The organism is Isoptericola sp. NPDC057391, assembly GCF_042668085.1.
Taxonomy (GTDB): Bacteria; Actinomycetota; Actinomycetes; order Actinomycetales; family Cellulomonadaceae; genus Isoptericola.
This window is the reverse complement of record NZ_JBHVBO010000031.1, coordinates 13,069-27,272: the sequence shown is the minus strand read 5'-3', so window position 1 is coordinate 27,272 and position 14,204 is coordinate 13,069. Positions and strand designations below refer to the sequence as shown.

The window sequence follows — 14,204 nt, the reverse complement described above, 5'->3', positions numbered from 1 at the left end:
GCCGCGGGCCCCGCGCCGCCCTGCCGCTTCGGGGGTGCTCTGTTCCCCCTCCCCCCGCCCTTTGCCGCAAAACGCCCCCACGCTCGATGCCGGTGCCGGGTCAGTGCGCGAAGTGGCGCGTCCCAGTGAGGTACATCGTCACGCCGGCGGCCTGCGCGGCCTCGATCACCTCGGCGTCGCGGATGGACCCGCCGGGCTGGACGACGGCGCGGACGCCGGCGTCGAGCAGCACCTGCAGGCCGTCGGCGAAGGGGAAGAACGCGTCGGACGCGGCGACCGCGCCGCGGGCCCGCTCGACCGGTCCGGCGTCGCCCTCGGCGAGCGTGTTGGCGCGCTCGACGGACAGGCGGCACGAGTCGACGCGGTTGACCTGACCCATGCCGATGCCGACCGCGGCACCGTCGGCGGCGAGCAGGATCGCGTTGGACTTGGCGGCCCGCACGGCCTTCCACGCGAACGCGAGGTCGGCGAGCGTGGCCTCGTCGGCCGCCTCGCCGGCGGCCAGGGTCCACGACGCCGGGTCGTCGCCCTCGGCCTGGAACCGGTCGACCTCCTGGACGAGCATCCCGCCGGAGATCGGGCGGTTCTCGGCGACGGCGTGCGGTGGGGTGTCGACGACGAGCAGGCGCACGTTCTTCTTCTTCTGCAGGATCTCGAGCGCCTCGGGCTCGAACCCGGGTGCGACGACGACCTCGGTGAAGATCGGCGCGATCCCCTCGGCCGCCGTCTTCGTGATCACCCGGTTGGCCGCGATGACGCCGCCGTAGGCGGACACGGGGTCGGTGGCGTGCGCGCGGGCGTGCGCCTGCGCGATGTCCTCGCCGACGGCGATGCCGCAGGGGTTGGCGTGCTTGATGACCGCCACCGCGGGGCCCTCGTGGTCGTGCGCGGCGCGCCAGGCGGCGTCGGCGTCCACGTAGTTGTTGTAGCTCATGGCCTTGCCGTGCAGCTGCGTCGCCTGGGCGAGCCCGGTGCCGCCGTCGGTCCGCGTGTACAGCGCGGCCTTCTGGTGCGGGTTCTCGCCGTAGCGCAGCACCGCCGCGCGCTCGAACGCCGCGCCGGCGACGTCGGGCATGTGCGACTCGAGCGCGGTCTCGTCGGGCGCGTACACGCTCGCGAACCAGGAGGCCACGGCGACGTCGTACTGCGCGGTGTGCGCGAACGCGGCGGCCGCGAGGCGCTTGCGCTGCGCGAACGTGAAGCCGCCGCCCTGGACGGCCGCGACCACGTCGTCGTACCGCGCCGGGTCGACGACGACGGCGACGCTCGGGTGGTTCTTCGCCGCGGCGCGCACCATCGACGGCCCGCCGATGTCGATCTGCTCGACGACGTCGTCCGGGCCGGCGCCCGACGCGACCGTGGCCGCGAAGGGGTACAGGTTCACGACGACGAGCTCGAACGTCTCGATGCCGAGGTCGGCGAGCTGGGCGAGGTGGTCGGCCTTGCGGGTGTCGGCCAGGATGCCGGCGTGCACGCGCGGGTGCAGCGTCTTGACGCGGCCCTCGAGGCACTCGGGGAAGCCGGTGAGCTCCTCGACGCGGGTGACGGGCACGCCCGCGTCGGCGATCCTCGTGGCCGTCGAGCCGGTGGAGACGAGCTCCACGCCCGCGGCGTGCAGGGCCGTGGCGAGCTCGACCAGGCCGGTCTTGTCGTAGACGCTGAGCAGCGCGCGGCGCACGGGACGCTGGGCGTCGTCGGCGAGCTGGACGTCGGGGGCCGTGACGTGGGAGGCGGAGTGTGCTCCGGACATGAGTGTGTTCTCCTCGGGCGGGTTCTCTCGCGGAAAGACCCTCGCACCCAGGCGGGCGGCGCGCATGACGGGACGTGTCGGCCGCTCCCCGGTGGTGACCCACCCTCGCCAGTCACGGCCGCGGCGAGTCTACCGAACGTCGTCGGGACCGGTCACGGCAGCTCGACGTCCATGCCGAGCAGGCGCCAGGCCCGGGCAGCGGTGCCCGGGCGGTCCGCCGCGGCCCGCCGGGTGAGGGCGCCGGCCACGAGCTCGACGCCGAGCATGAGGTCCTCGACCGTGGTGCCGGCGGGCACCTGGCCGGCCGCGAGCGCCGCCTCGTGGTGCGCCGCGAGCACCGCCGCGACGCGCTCGCGCAGCTCCAGCATCCGGCCCGGCCGGTCCTCGACCAGCAGGTCGACCACCCCGACGGACTCGATGGCGTGCCGCGTCACCAGGCCGAGCAGCTCCGGCAAGGCGGCGCCCGCCGCCGACGCGGCCTCCAGCGCGTCCACGTTCTCCTCGACGACGGCGGCCACGAGGGAGACGCGGTCCGGGAAGTGCCGGTAGAGGCTGCCCTGCCCCACGCCCGCGCGGCGCGCGACCGCGCTGAGCGGCGCGGCCGTCCCGGACTCGGCGAAGACGGCGTGCGCCGCCTCCAGGAGCGCCGCACGGTTGCGGGCCGCCGCCGCGGGCCCGGGGTTGCTCCGGGCGGACGGACGGGGGTCGTTCCTGTCGGGCGGCACGGGAATACACTACTAACCGGACAGTGTTGTCCGGTTAGTACGACAGCCCGTGAGGGACCAGCCAGCAAGGAGAGCACCATGGCCCTGTCCGCATCCTCGACCGTCGGCGAGTGGCTCGACCACCCCGTCGGAGGCCGCATCCTCGGCGCCGTCCTCGAGCAGGCCGGCGCGTCGACCGCGGCGCTCGCCCCGGCGCGCAGCCTGCCGCTCGAGCAGCTCGTCACCCTGTCGAACGGGCAGTTCCCCGCCGAGATGGTCGACGGCCTCGTCGCCGCGTACCGCGAGCAGGCGCCGGACGACGCCGACGCCCCCGACGGCTCCGGCCCCGCCGACGGCGGCTCCCCCGCCCCCGCCGCCTGGGCCGAGCAGGTCACCTCCGGGCGCTTCGCCGGCCAGACCGTCGTCGTGACGGGCGCCGCGTCCGGCATCGGCCGCGCCGTCGCGTCCCGCGTGGCACGCGAGGGCGGGCGCGTCGTCGCCGTCGACCTGGCGAAGGAGAAGCTGGACGACCTCGCGGCGTCCCTGTCGGGCGTCGCGCCGGGCGCCGAGGTCGTCAGCGTCGCGGGCGACATCACGTCGGCCGAGTCCGTCGAGGAGATCGTGCGCGCCGCCGGCGAACGCGTCGACGCGCTGGCCAACGTCGCCGGCATCATGGACGACATGGGCGCCGTGCACGAGCTCACCGACGCCACCTGGGAGCGCGTGATGCGCGTGAACGTCGACGGCACGATGCGCCTCATGCGCGCCGTCCTGCCCGGGATGCTCGCCGCGGGCCGCGGCCGGATCGTCAACGTCGCCTCGGAGGCCGGGCTGCGCGGTTCCGCCGCGGGCGCCGCGTACACGGCGTCCAAGCACGCCGTCGTCGGCCTCACCAGGTCCTCCGCCGTGATGTACGCGGGCACGGGCGTCCAGGTGAACGCCGTCGCCCCGGGCGGCGTCGCCACCGGCATCCAGGTGCCCGCGCAGGCCGAGTTCGGCGGCGCACGCCTCGGCCGGTACATGGGCAACATCCCCGGCATCGCGACGGCGGAGCACCTCGCCGCGTCGATCACGTTCCTGCTGTCCACCGACGCGGTGAACCTCAACGGCGCGATCCTCGCGTCCGACGGCGGCTGGTCCGCCGTCTGACCCGACCGGTCAGGGCCGGCGCGCGGTCTACCCCGCGCCGGCCCTGACAGGACGCGGGATCATGCGCCGGGCATCGGGAGGGCGTCGTCGGCCCAGGTGTCCGGCGTGCCGACCCGCCACAGCGCGCGCACCAGCGCGAGCGCGACGGTCGTCGCCGCGAGGAGCGCGACCAGGACCCCCAGCACGGCGCCGATCCCGCCCGCGTCGAGCAGCGTGCCGCCGACCAGCGGCGCCAGCGGCATGGCCGCCACCCCGCTGAGCCCCAGCACGGAGGCGAGCCGCCCCTGCATCTCCGCCGGGGTGATCGCCGCGGTGTAGCCCGCCATCGCGGCATTGACGGCCGGCACCAGCAGCACCCCGACGCCGACCAGCACGACGTACGCGAGGTACTCCTGCACGACCGCCATCGCCGCGAAGGCCGCGACGAGCAGCCCGAGCGCCAGCACCGTCAGGACCCCGAGCCGCAGCCTCGCCACCAGCGGGGGCGCGATGACGGCTCCGAGCAGCATCGAGCCCGCAGCGACCGTGTCGAGGACGCCGATAAGCACGGGCGAGGTCCCGGACCCGGCGAGCTCGAGGTGGATGCCGATGAGCATCCCGCTCAGGGCCACGTTGACCACGACGAACATCCCGAGGCATGCCCGGAACAGGGGCAGCGACCACACGAAGCGCAGCCCCTGGCGCAGCGCGACGACGGGGCGCAGGGCGCGCTGGTCCGCGACGTCGCCGTTCAACGGCTCCCGGACGAAGGCCGCGCAGAGCGCCGTGACCGCCTCCCCCACGACCGCCCCGATCATCGGCACGACGTGCGCGACGCCGTAGAGCACGCCGCCCAGGGGCCCACCGAGCATCCCCGCCACGGCGTCGCGTCCCTGGGCGGTCGCGTACGCGGTCGGGAGCTGCGCCGGCGGGACGACGGCACGGAACGCCCCGCTGATCGCGGGGTCGAGGAACGCGGTCGCCACCGCCGCACCGAAGAGCACCAGGGCGAGGTGCCACGCCGTGAGGCCGCCGAGCACGCCCGCGAGCACGACGGTCGCCCACAGCACGGCCGCGACGGCGGCGGACCCGACGACGAGCCGACGGCGGTCGACCCGGTCCGCGACGACCCCCGCCGGCAGCGCGGCGAGGAGGGCACCCGTCTGCCCGACGGCCGCGACCACCCCGGCCGCGGCGGCCGAGCCCGTGAGCTCGAGGGCCAGCAGCGGCACCGCGAACCTCGTGATGCTGCCGCCCAGCGACTGGGTGGTGAGGCCGGTCATCAGCAGCAGGTACGGCCGGTTGCGGCGCAGGGGTGTGTTCGCCTCGGCCGCGTCGTCGGTGCCGGTCTCGCTCGCGATGGGCGGCGGTGCGGCCGCCTGGGTCTCGGTCATGGCACCGACGCTAGACCCGCAATCATTGTTGCGCAATAGTCATTGCGCATCTGATGTTGCGGGATCGTTGTTAGGCTCGGCCCGTGCTGGAGACCATGGAGATCAGCGATCCGGAGTCCTTGCGCGCCATCGCCAACCCGGTGCGTCAGCGGATCCTCATGCAGCTCGCCGTCGCCGGTCACGCCCGTGCGGCCGACCTGGCCGAGGCGATCGGGCACCCCGCGAACTCCGTGAGCTTCCACCTCCGGGTGCTGGCCAGGGCGGGGATGATCACCGAGGCCCCCGAGCACGCCCGCGACAAGCGGGACCGCGTGTGGAAGAACGTCGCGACCAGCTACAACGTGAAGCCCGCCGCCGGCGACGCGGCCGACCTCATCCTGCGCCCGACCGTCGAGTGGCTCGCCGAGGTGTTCGCGCACGGCAGCCACGAGGAGACCCGCGACGCCGGACGCACGTTCATGCTCACCACGATGCTGCTCGACCGCGAGGAGGCGAACGAGCTCATCCTCGAGCTCTCGCAGCTCCTCAACCGCTGGTCGGAGCGCAGCCTGGCCGCGTCCCGCGACGAGCCCGCCGCTGCGCGCGAGGTGTACCAGCTGCTCACCGCCGTCGCGCCGCGGGACGACCCCCGCGGCGACGGCACTCCTCGGGACGGCGAGGGTTCCTGAGCGGCAACCTCAGCCGACGATCGCGCGGCGCCCGTCGACCCGCAGCCCCTCGCGCGCGACGCGGCCCACGGTCTCGACCAGCAGCGCGCGCTCGGCGACCTTGATCCGCTCGTGCAGGGACGCCTCGTCGTCGCCGTCGAGCACGGGCACGGTGGCCTGGGCGAGGATCGGCCCGGTGTCGACGCCGGCGTCGACGACGTGCACGGTGCAGCCGGTGACCTTCACGCCGTAGGCGAGGGCGTCGCGCACACCGTGCGCGCCGGGGAAGGACGGCAGGAGCGCGGGGTGCGTGTTGACGATGCGCCCGGCGAACCGCTCGACGAACGAGGGCGCGAGGATGCGCATGAACCCGGCCAGCACCACGTAGTCGGGCCGGAAGACGGCCACGGCCTCGGCCACGCCGTCGTTCCAGGCGGGGCGGTCGTCGAAGTCCTGCGGGGCGACGACGACGGACGCGACGCCGGCGTCCCGGGCCAGGTCGAGCGCCCCCGCACCGGGCTTGTCGGACACGACGCCGACGACGCGGGCGCCGTACGCGGCGTCGTCGTGGGCCGCGAGCAGGGCCGCGAGGTTGGAGCCGCCGCCGGAGGCCAGGACGACGAGCCGGGCCTGGGCCGTGCCCTGGGCGGAGGTGGACGCGACGGGGTGGCCGGACGGGGTCTGCACGACGTCACCCTACCCGCGCGCTCCCGCCGCTCCGCAGGCGCCTACTCCCGTCGCAGCCGCGCCCCGGCCCGCGCGTGCGCGCCCGCCAGCACGACCGCCGCCCCGACCCCGACCTCGACGGCCACGACAGCGCCGGTGAGCAGCGGGTCCGCGCCCACCTGCGCCAGGCGACCGGCACCCACCGCTCCCCCGGCCCAGTGCTGCAGCAGCCCGGTCACGACGCCCGCGAGCAGCACCACGCCCGCGAGCACCTGGGCCAGGTCGGCCCAGCGGACCCGCTCGGGGTCGAGCCGCCGCCACGCGAACCAGCCGGCGAGCGCGCCGCAGGCCACGACGGCGAGCGGGCCGGCGAGCGCCGCCGTCGGGCCGGACCAGTCGGGGCCGGGCAGCGCGCCCAGCAGCGGCACGGCGGGCAGCGGGCCCGTCTCGGTGCCGCCCGGGGCGTACAGGGTGCCCTGCCCGACGGCGAACCCGGTCCCGGCCAGCCACGACGTCGCCCACAGCACGAGGTTGGGCAGCAGCGCGAGCTGCGCGACGGCGAACACGACGCCGCCGATCCAGCCCGGGTCCAGGCCGGTCACCACGTCCTCCGACGTCGCCCGTCCCGCCACGACCCACACGAGGGTGATCGCCGCCCCCAGCCCGGACAGGGCGACGAGCGCGACCGTGCCCGCCTGCAGGCCGAGCCGCGCGACGTCGGGCACCGCGCGGTCGAGCAGGCCGCCGGGGACGACGACCTCGGGCCGGTCGGGCGGCACGAGGATGCCGAGGGCGGCGCCGGCCCCACCCACGACCGCGCCGCCGAGCGCCGCGAGGGCCAGCCGGGGCGCGACGGCCGCCAGCCCGTCGCCGCCCGCCACGCCGGCGGTCGCGGCGGCGAGGGCGACGCTCGCGGCGGCATAGGTCACGGTCGCCGCGACCCAGGCGGCCAGGGTGGGCAGCGCGGAGCGCTTGACGGAGACGTAGGTGGTGAACACGGCGAGGGCGCCGATCCCGAGCGGCACGAGCGTGATCACCCCGCCGCCCGCGTCGATCGGCACGCCGTGGCCCAGCAGCCACAGCCCGGTGGCGACGCCGACGGCCCCGGTCCAGGCGGAGTCCGGCGACCCGCCCAGCACCCCGACGACGGCGAGCAGCACGACGACCGCCCCCGACAGCACGACGCCCTGCACGGTGGCCCAGGCGCCCGACGTCGCGGCGGCGAACCGCTCGCCCCCGCGGCCGGGTCGCCGCGCGGGGGCGTCGCCGTCGACCGTGCGGGTGGGTCGGGTGCCGGGTGGTGCGCTCACCGGCCCATCGTCACCCGAGCGCCGGGCAGAACCCGGCAGACACACAGACGGCGCCCGCCCCCCGGAGGGGCGGGCGCCGTCGTGCACGGTGCGCGGGCGCGGTCAGAGCGCCTGCAGGATCTCCCGCATGAGCTGGGCGGTCTCGGACGGCGTCTTGCCGACCTTCACGCCCACGGCCTCGAGGGCCTCCTTCTTGGCCTGCGCGGTGCCCGCCGAGCCGGAGACGATGGCGCCGGCGTGGCCCATCGTCTTGCCCTCGGGGGCGGTGAAGCCGGCGACGTAGCCGACGACCGGCTTCGTCACGTGCTCCTTGATGTACGCGGCCGCACGCTCCTCGGCGTCGCCGCCGATCTCGCCGATCATCACGATCGCCTTGGTCTCCGGGTCGTTCTCGAAGGCCTCGAGCGCGTCGATGTGCGTGGTGCCGATGACCGGGTCGCCGCCGATGCCGATGGCGGTCGAGAACCCGAGGTCCTTCAGCTCGTACATCATCTGGTAGGTCAGCGTGCCCGACTTCGACACGAGGCCGATCGGGCCCTTGCCCGTGATGGTGTGCGGGGTGATGCCGGCGAGCGACTCGCCCGGCGTGATGACGCCCGGGCAGTTCGGGCCGATCATGCGGGTCTTCTTGCCCTGGAGGTAGGCGAAGACCTCGGCCGAGTCCTGCACCGGGACGCCCTCGGTGATGACGACGATCAGCGGCATCTCGGCGTCGACGGCCTCGATCGCCGCGTCCTTCGTGAACGCCGGGGGCACGAACAGGACCGACACGTTCGCGCCGGTCTCCGCCATGGCCTCCTTGACGGTGCCGAAGACGGGCAGCGTGACGTCGTTGCCCTCGTGGTCCTTGTGGGTCACGGTGGTGCCGGCCTTGCGGGCGTTCACGCCGCCCACGATCTGCGCGCCGGAGTCGAGCATCAGGGCGGTGTGCTTGGCACCCATCCCGCCGGTGATGCCCTGGACGATGATCTTGCTGTCCTTGTTCAGGTAGATCGACATTGTTCTCGAATCTCTGCTTTCGACGTCGGCGGGGCGCTCAGAGGTGGGCGAGCTCGGCGGCCTTGGCCGCGCCGCCGTCCATGGTCTCGGCCAGGGTGACCAGCGGGTGGTTCGCCTCGCGCAGGATGGCGCGGCCGAGGTCCACGTTGTTGCCGTCCAGGCGCACGACGAGCGGCTTGCTGGCCTCGTCGCCGAGGATCTCCAGCGCGCCGACGATGCCCTTGGCGACCTCGTCGCAGGCGGTGATGCCGCCGAAGACGTTGACGAACACGCTCTTGACCTGCGGGTCGTTGAGGATGACGTCCAGGCCGTTCGCCATGACGGTGGCGTTCGCGCCGCCGCCGATGTCGAGGAAGTTGGCCGGCTTGACGCCGCCGTGCTCCTCGCCGGCGTAGGCGACGACGTCGAGGGTGCTCATCACGAGGCCCGCGCCGTTGCCGATGATGCCGACCTCGCCGTCGAGCTTGACGTAGTTGAGGCCGTTCTCCTTGGCCTTGGCCTCCAGCGGGTCCGCCGCGGCCTTGTCCTCGAGCGCCTCGTGGTCCGGGTGGCGCACCTCGGAGGCGTTGTCGTCCAGCGAGACCTTGCCGTCGAGGGCGACGATCGCGCCGTCCTCGGTGCGGACCAGCGGGTTCACCTCGACGAGGGTCGCGTCCTCGGCCGTGAAGACCGTCCAGAGCTTCTGGATGACGTCGGCGACCGGGGCCTTGAGGTCCTCGGCGAAGTTCGCGGCGTCGACGATCTCGCGAGCCTTGGCCTCGTCGATGCCGACGATCGGGTCGACGGCGACGCGGGCGAGGGCCTCGGGCCGCTCGACGGCGAGCTGCTCGATCTCCATGCCGCCCTCGACGGAGCACATGGCGAGGTAGTTGCGGTTCGCGCGGTCCAGGAGCACGGAGAAGTAGAACTCCTCGGCGATCTTGGCGCCCTGCGCGATCATCACGCGGTGGACCGTGTGGCCCTTGATGTCCATCCCGAGGATCTCGCCGGCCTTCTCCTCGGCCTCCGCCGGGGAGTGCGCGAGCTTGACGCCGCCGGCCTTGCCGCGGCCGCCGGTCTTGACCTGGGCCTTGACGACGACGGTCCCGCCGCCGAGCTTCTCTGCACCCGCGCGAGCCTCTTCGGGCGTCGTCGCGACGACGCCGCCGAGCACGGGCACGCCGTGCTTCTCGAAGATGTCGCGAGCCTGGTATTCGAACAGGTCCACCCTGCTGCGTCCTTCCATCGGTGGTGCCCCTGGGTCGGCAGAGGCCGGCACGAACGATGTCTCGACATCAAGACATCCCCGAACAGGGTAGTCCGACGCGCACGACGCCGGGAACATCGGCCCTGCAATCCCCCGCCGCAGGTGACCGATCCCACACGCCGCCGCCAGAGTTGTCAGGCTCAGGACCACCTATACCTCCGCGTGGCCCTGACAACTCGTTCGTCAACCTCGGTTGACATCCGTCATCGCGTCAACCAGAGTTGACGCCATGACGGAGAAGACGCTCGTCGGCGCGGCCGCCGGCGACGACCCGGCCGAAGGCCTGCGGGCCGTGCGCGCGCTGCGCGACCTGGCCGACCGCCTCGAGACGCTCCAGGTGGAGCGCGCGCGGCGCCTCGGCTGGTCGTGGCAGGACGTCGCCGACGCGCTCGGCGTGAGCAAGCAGGCGGTCCACAAGAAGCACGGCAGGAGGATCTGATGTTCGAGAGGTTCACCAAGGAGGCGCGCGCGGCCGTCGTCGACGCGCAGCAGGTCGCACGGGAGACGCGCTCGGCCACGATCGACACCCGGCACCTGCTGGCCGCGCTCGTCGGCGGCCCCGGGCCCGCCGCGGACGCCCTGCGCGCCACGGGCGTCGACCCGGACGACGTCGTCGCCGGAGCCCGGCGCTCGATCACGTCCGGCGAGGCGCTCGACGCCGACGCGCTGGCTGCCGTCGGTGTCGACCTGGACGCGGTGCGCCGCCGGACGGACGAGGTCTTCGGCCCCGGTGCGCTCGACCGTGCCGGGGCCGGAAGGCCACGCCGAGGCAGTCACATCCCGTTCACCGACGACGCGAAGAAGGCCCTCGAGCTCGCCCTGCGCGAGGCCGTGCGCCTCAAGGACAAGGGGATCGGCGGCGGCCACCTGCTGCTCGGGGTGCTGCGGGCGGACTGCCCCGGCCGCCGGCTGCTCGCCGACGCCGCCGGCGCCGCGGGCACCGAGCTTCCCGCCGTCCGGGCCGCCGTCGAGCGGGCGTCGCGCGCCGCCTGACCCCGCGCCCGGCCCGTGCCCGGCTACGGCACCGGGTCGTCCGCGGTGGCCGTCAGGTAGGCGCGACCCCGGGGCGACAGCCGGTAGCCGACGTCGAGGCTCTCGGTGAGCCCCAGCTCCTTGAGGCGCCGGACGCGGATCTTGAACGGGTCGCGCTCCATCCCGATATCGGCCGCGAGCGTGCGCGCGACGACGGCGGGCCGCGCCGCGACGAGCTCCAGGTAGGCGCGGGTCCACGGCTCGGGCGCGGCGTGGTCCATGCGCGCGAGGCGGGTGCGGATCGCGTCCACGGCCGCGTCGTCGAGGTCGTCGTCCTCGCGCAGGGCCACCCGCGGGTCCGGGCCCGCGAGCCGCAGGCCCACCCGGTACAGCTCGCCCTCGCCCCGGCGCTCGATCCAGGCCCGCGCGGCCGTCCCCGACCGGAACCCGGCGCCGCGGGCGGCGTCGTCGTCGACGCTCTCGGGCCCGACCGGGTCCACGGCCGTCACCTCGACCACCCCGACGCGGGTGCGCATCGTCGACCCCGGCCGCACCCGCACGACGGACCACCGGCGGTAGGTGTGCGTGACCGTCCCGTCGGCGAGCCCGCGCAGCGTCCTGGCGTCGAGCAGCACACGGCCACCATGCCAGCGGCGGCGGGCCCCTGCCCGCCGACCGTCAGAGCTTGGTGACCGGCGAGTACCGCAGCAGCAGCCGCTTGGTGCCGTCCGCGCCGAAGTCGATCCGCGCGACGGAGTTCGGGCCGCTGCCCTCCAGCGACACCACCGTGCCGAGCCCGTACGCGTCGTGCGTCACCTTGTCGCCGACGTCGAGGGACGGCACGTCCGCGTCCTTGCGCGGGGTGGCCGAGCCGAACGTCGCGCCCGTGCCCGCCGCCGTCGTGCCCGCGTCCTTCGGCCGGCCTATCCGGCCGCCGACGCCCTCGGACGGCGACCTCCTCTGGGGCGACCAGGTGCTGCCCGCGGAGCCGCTCCGGGCTCCCGCGCGGCCCGACCCGCCCCAGGCGGACCCGCCACGGCGCAGGTACTGGGTGGACGACTCGCGCCGCCGCCAGTCCCACAGGTCGTCGGGGACCTCCTCGAGGAACCGGCTGGGCGGGAACTCGTTGGGCGCCCCCCACGCGGACCGCACCGCCGACCGCGAGATGTACAGCCGCTGCCGGGCGCGCGTGATCCCGACGTACGCCAGCCGCCGCTCCTCGGCGAGCTCGGAGTCGTCGTGCAGGGAGCGCATGTGCGGGAAGGTGCCGTCCTCCATGCCGGTGAGGAACACGACGGGGAACTCCAGGCCCTTGGCGGTGTGCAGCGTCATGAGCGTGACGACGCCCTGGTCCTCCTTGGGCTCCTGCTCCGCCTCCCCGTCGGCCACGTCCTCGTCGGGGATCTGGTCGGCGTCGGCCACGAGCGAGACCCGCTCGAGGAAGTCCGCGAGGTCGCCCTCGGGGTCCAGCTCGCTGAACTCCGCCGCGACGGCGTGCAGCTCGGCGAGGTTCTCGACCCGGGACGCGTCCTGCGGGTCGTCCGACGCGCGCAGCTCGGCGAGGTACCCGGTGCGGTCGAGGACCGCGCCGAGGATCGTGGCGGGCGGCTCGCCGTCGTCGACGAGGGCGCGCAGCTCGCGCATCATGTCGCGGAACCCCAGGAGGGGCTTGAGCGTGCGGCTCGTCATGCCGCCGATCTCGTCGGCGCGCTCGAGCGCGGCCCCGAAGGAGATCCGCTCCCGGTCGGCGAACGACGCCACGAGCGACTCCGCCTTGTCCCCCAGGCCGCGCTTGGGCACGTTGAGCACGCGGCGCAGGTTGACGTCGTCGTCCGGGTTGGCGAGCGCCCGGAGGTACGCGACGGCGTCCTTGATCTCGCGGCGCTCGTAGAACCGGGTGCCGCCCACCACCTTGTACGGCAGGCCGACGCGGATCAGCACCTCCTCCAGCGCGCGCGACTGCGCGTTGGTCCGGTAGAACACCGCGACGTCGCCCGGGCGCACGCCGTCGGAGTCGCCCAGCCGGTCGATCTCCTCGGCGACGAACCGCGCCTCGCCGTGCTCGTCGTCCGCCACGTAGCCGACGATCTTCTCCCCCGCGCCGGCGTCGGTCCACAGCCGCTTGGGCTTGCGGTCCGGGTTGCGCGAGATGACGGCGTTCGCGGCCGTGAGGATCGTCTGGGTGGAGCGGTAGTTCTGCTCCAGCAGGATGGTCGTGGCGTCCGGGTAGTCCTCCTCGAACTCCACGATGTTGCGGATCGTGGCGCCGCGGAACGCGTAGATCGACTGGTCGGCGTCGCCGACGACGGTGAGCTCCGCGGGGTCCAGGCCGTCGACGCCGGGGCCGTCGGCGGTGGCGCCGGCCAGCTCGCGCACCAGCACGTACTGCGCGTGGTTCGTGTCCTGGTACTCGTCCACCAGGATGTGCCGGAACCGGCGGCGGTAGTGCTCAGCGACGTTCGGGAACGCCTGGAGCAGGTTCACCGTCGTCATGATGATGTCGTCGAAGTCGAGCGCGTTCGCCTGTGCCAACCGCTGCTGGTAGCGCCGGTAGACGTCCGCCAGCACGGTGTCGAACTCCGGCGCCCCGCCGTCGGCCAGCCCCCCGGACGCGGCGCGCTCGCGCCAGCCCTCCTCCGTCGCGTCGGCGCCGGAGCTCTGCGCGTACGTCTCGGGGTCGATCAGCTCGTTCTTGAGGTCGCTGATCTTGTGCGCCAGCGAGCGCGCCGGGTACTTCTTCGCGTCCAGGTCGAGCTCGCGCGTCACCAGCGTGATGAGCCGCTGGCTGTCCGCCGCGTCGTAGATGGAGAAGCTCGAGCGCAGGCCGAGGGTCTTGGCCTCCTTGCGCAGGATCCGCACGCACGCGGAGTGGAACGTCGAGACCCACATCCGCCCGCCCGCCGGGCCCACCAGGTGCTCGACGCGCTCGCGCATCTCGGCCGCCGCCTTGTTGGTGAACGTGATCGCGAGGATCTCCCCCGCCCGCGCGCGGCCCGTGGCCAGCAGGTAGGCGATGCGGTGCGTGAGCACCCGCGTCTTGCCCGACCCGGCGCCCGCGACGATGAGCAGCGGCGAGCCCGCGTGCTCGACGGCGGCCCGCTGCTGCGGGTTCAGCCCCTCCAGCAACGCCTCGGGGTCCAGGTGCGAGAACGCCCCGCGCGAGCGCGGCCGCCCCTCGGCCGGGGCGGCGCCGTGCGCGCCGTCGTGGGCCTCCACGGCGGCGTCGCGCACCCACGCGGGCGCGCCGGACTCCGGGTCCGCGGCGTCGTCGTCCCAGCGCGGGGCGGTGGACGGCAGGCGGGCGGTGTCGTCCTTCGCGGCGTGGTCGAACCCGGGCAGGGACAGGCTGTCGAACAGGGAGGTCATCGTGGACCAAGCGTAGGCTCCA

The 14,204-nt window shown here is 74.5% G+C and carries 13 protein-coding genes; 4 read left to right on the top strand and 9 right to left on the bottom strand.

Annotated elements, in window-relative coordinates; translation table 11 throughout:
* Positions 1-100 precede the first annotated feature (100 nt).
* The gene (purH, locus tag ACFUVW_RS06875) at positions 101-1,750 is read right to left on the bottom strand and encodes a bifunctional phosphoribosylaminoimidazolecarboxamide formyltransferase/IMP cyclohydrolase (protein ID WP_430570584.1); all 1,650 of its coding nucleotides are present in this window, start codon (positions 1,748-1,750) and stop codon (positions 101-103) included.
* Positions 1,751-1,902: 152 nt separating this feature from the next.
* Entirely contained in the window at positions 1,903-2,475 is a 573-nt protein-coding gene (locus ACFUVW_RS06870; RefSeq protein ID WP_430570583.1) for a helix-turn-helix domain-containing protein, read from the bottom strand.
* Positions 2,476-2,553: 78 nt separating this feature from the next.
* On the opposite strand from ACFUVW_RS06870, the gene ACFUVW_RS06865 reads away from it, so the two are divergent.
* Positions 2,554-3,603: an SDR family NAD(P)-dependent oxidoreductase gene (locus tag ACFUVW_RS06865; protein ID WP_430570582.1), complete on the top strand. Its 1,050-nt coding sequence runs from the start codon at positions 2,554-2,556 to the stop codon at positions 3,601-3,603.
* Positions 3,604-3,662: 59 nt separating this feature from the next.
* On the opposite strand, the gene ACFUVW_RS06860 is transcribed toward ACFUVW_RS06865, so the two are convergent.
* A complete protein-coding gene (locus ACFUVW_RS06860) occupies positions 3,663-4,976 on the bottom strand; it encodes an MFS transporter (RefSeq protein ID WP_430570581.1) in 1,314 nt (437 codons plus the stop codon).
* Between the two features lie 83 nt (positions 4,977-5,059).
* Here ACFUVW_RS06860 and ACFUVW_RS06855 point away from each other — a divergent pair, with 83 nt between their 5' ends.
* Positions 5,060-5,644, top strand: coding sequence for an ArsR/SmtB family transcription factor (locus ACFUVW_RS06855; RefSeq protein WP_430570580.1), 585 nt, complete (start codon positions 5,060-5,062; stop codon positions 5,642-5,644).
* 9 nt (positions 5,645-5,653) lie between these two features.
* Here ACFUVW_RS06855 and purN read toward each other — a convergent pair whose 3' ends face one another.
* The 4 genes from purN to sucC all read right to left on the bottom strand — a co-directional run bounded on the left by purN (position 5,654) and on the right by sucC (position 9,805).
* Positions 5,654-6,310, bottom strand: coding sequence for a phosphoribosylglycinamide formyltransferase (gene purN / locus ACFUVW_RS06850; protein ID WP_430570579.1), 657 nt, complete (start codon positions 6,308-6,310; stop codon positions 5,654-5,656).
* A 41-nt stretch (positions 6,311-6,351) separates the two neighbouring features.
* The gene (locus ACFUVW_RS06845; protein ID WP_430570578.1) at positions 6,352-7,599 is read right to left on the bottom strand and encodes a DUF6350 family protein; all 1,248 of its coding nucleotides are present in this window, start codon (positions 7,597-7,599) and stop codon (positions 6,352-6,354) included.
* Positions 7,600-7,701: 102 nt separating this feature from the next.
* Positions 7,702-8,598 carry a succinate--CoA ligase subunit alpha gene (sucD, locus tag ACFUVW_RS06840; RefSeq protein WP_430570577.1) on the bottom strand — a complete coding sequence of 299 codons (897 nt, stop codon included), beginning with the start codon at positions 8,596-8,598 and terminating at the stop codon, positions 7,702-7,704.
* A 37-nt stretch (positions 8,599-8,635) separates the two neighbouring features.
* The gene (gene sucC / locus ACFUVW_RS06835; protein WP_430570576.1) at positions 8,636-9,805 is read right to left on the bottom strand and encodes an ADP-forming succinate--CoA ligase subunit beta; all 1,170 of its coding nucleotides are present in this window, start codon (positions 9,803-9,805) and stop codon (positions 8,636-8,638) included.
* A gap of 268 nt (positions 9,806-10,073) precedes the next feature.
* Between sucC and ACFUVW_RS06830 the strand changes: the two genes are divergently transcribed.
* The gene (locus ACFUVW_RS06830; RefSeq protein ID WP_430570575.1) at positions 10,074-10,283 is read left to right on the top strand and encodes an RNA polymerase subunit sigma-70; all 210 of its coding nucleotides are present in this window, start codon (positions 10,074-10,076) and stop codon (positions 10,281-10,283) included.
* Positions 10,283-10,837, top strand: coding sequence for a Clp protease N-terminal domain-containing protein (locus tag ACFUVW_RS06825; RefSeq protein ID WP_430570574.1), 555 nt, complete (start codon positions 10,283-10,285; stop codon positions 10,835-10,837). Before ACFUVW_RS06830 ends, ACFUVW_RS06825 begins: the two co-directional genes overlap by 1 nt.
* Positions 10,838-10,860: 23 nt before the next feature.
* Here ACFUVW_RS06825 and ACFUVW_RS06820 read toward each other — a convergent pair whose 3' ends face one another.
* Together ACFUVW_RS06820 and pcrA are read right to left on the bottom strand one after the other, a co-directional pair.
* Complete coding sequence (locus tag ACFUVW_RS06820) at positions 10,861-11,451, bottom strand: hypothetical protein (RefSeq protein WP_430570573.1); 591 nt, start codon at positions 11,449-11,451, stop codon at positions 10,861-10,863.
* A 43-nt stretch (positions 11,452-11,494) separates the two neighbouring features.
* Complete coding sequence (pcrA, locus tag ACFUVW_RS06815) at positions 11,495-14,182, bottom strand: DNA helicase PcrA (protein ID WP_430570572.1); 2,688 nt, start codon at positions 14,180-14,182, stop codon at positions 11,495-11,497.
* Positions 14,183-14,204 lie beyond the last annotated feature (22 nt).

Bases quoted from the DNA above. Each gene is read 5' to 3' on its own strand.
- pcrA (WP_430570572.1), bottom strand. From the start codon at position 14,182: ATGACCTCCCTGTTCGACAGCCTGTCCCTGCCCGGGTTCGACCACGCC.
- ACFUVW_RS06865 (WP_430570582.1), top strand. From the start codon at position 2,554: ATGGCCCTGTCCGCATCCTCGACCGTCGGCGAGTGGCTCGACCACCCC.
- purH (WP_430570584.1), bottom strand. From the start codon at position 1,750: ATGTCCGGAGCACACTCCGCCTCCCACGTCACGGCCCCCGACGTCCAG.
- ACFUVW_RS06830 (WP_430570575.1), top strand. From the start codon at position 10,074: ATGACGGAGAAGACGCTCGTCGGCGCGGCCGCCGGCGACGACCCGGCC.
- ACFUVW_RS06825 (WP_430570574.1), top strand. From the start codon at position 10,283: ATGTTCGAGAGGTTCACCAAGGAGGCGCGCGCGGCCGTCGTCGACGCG.
- ACFUVW_RS06860 (WP_430570581.1), bottom strand. From the start codon at position 4,976: ATGACCGAGACCCAGGCGGCCGCACCGCCGCCCATCGCGAGCGAGACC.
- sucD (WP_430570577.1), bottom strand. From the start codon at position 8,598: ATGTCGATCTACCTGAACAAGGACAGCAAGATCATCGTCCAGGGCATC.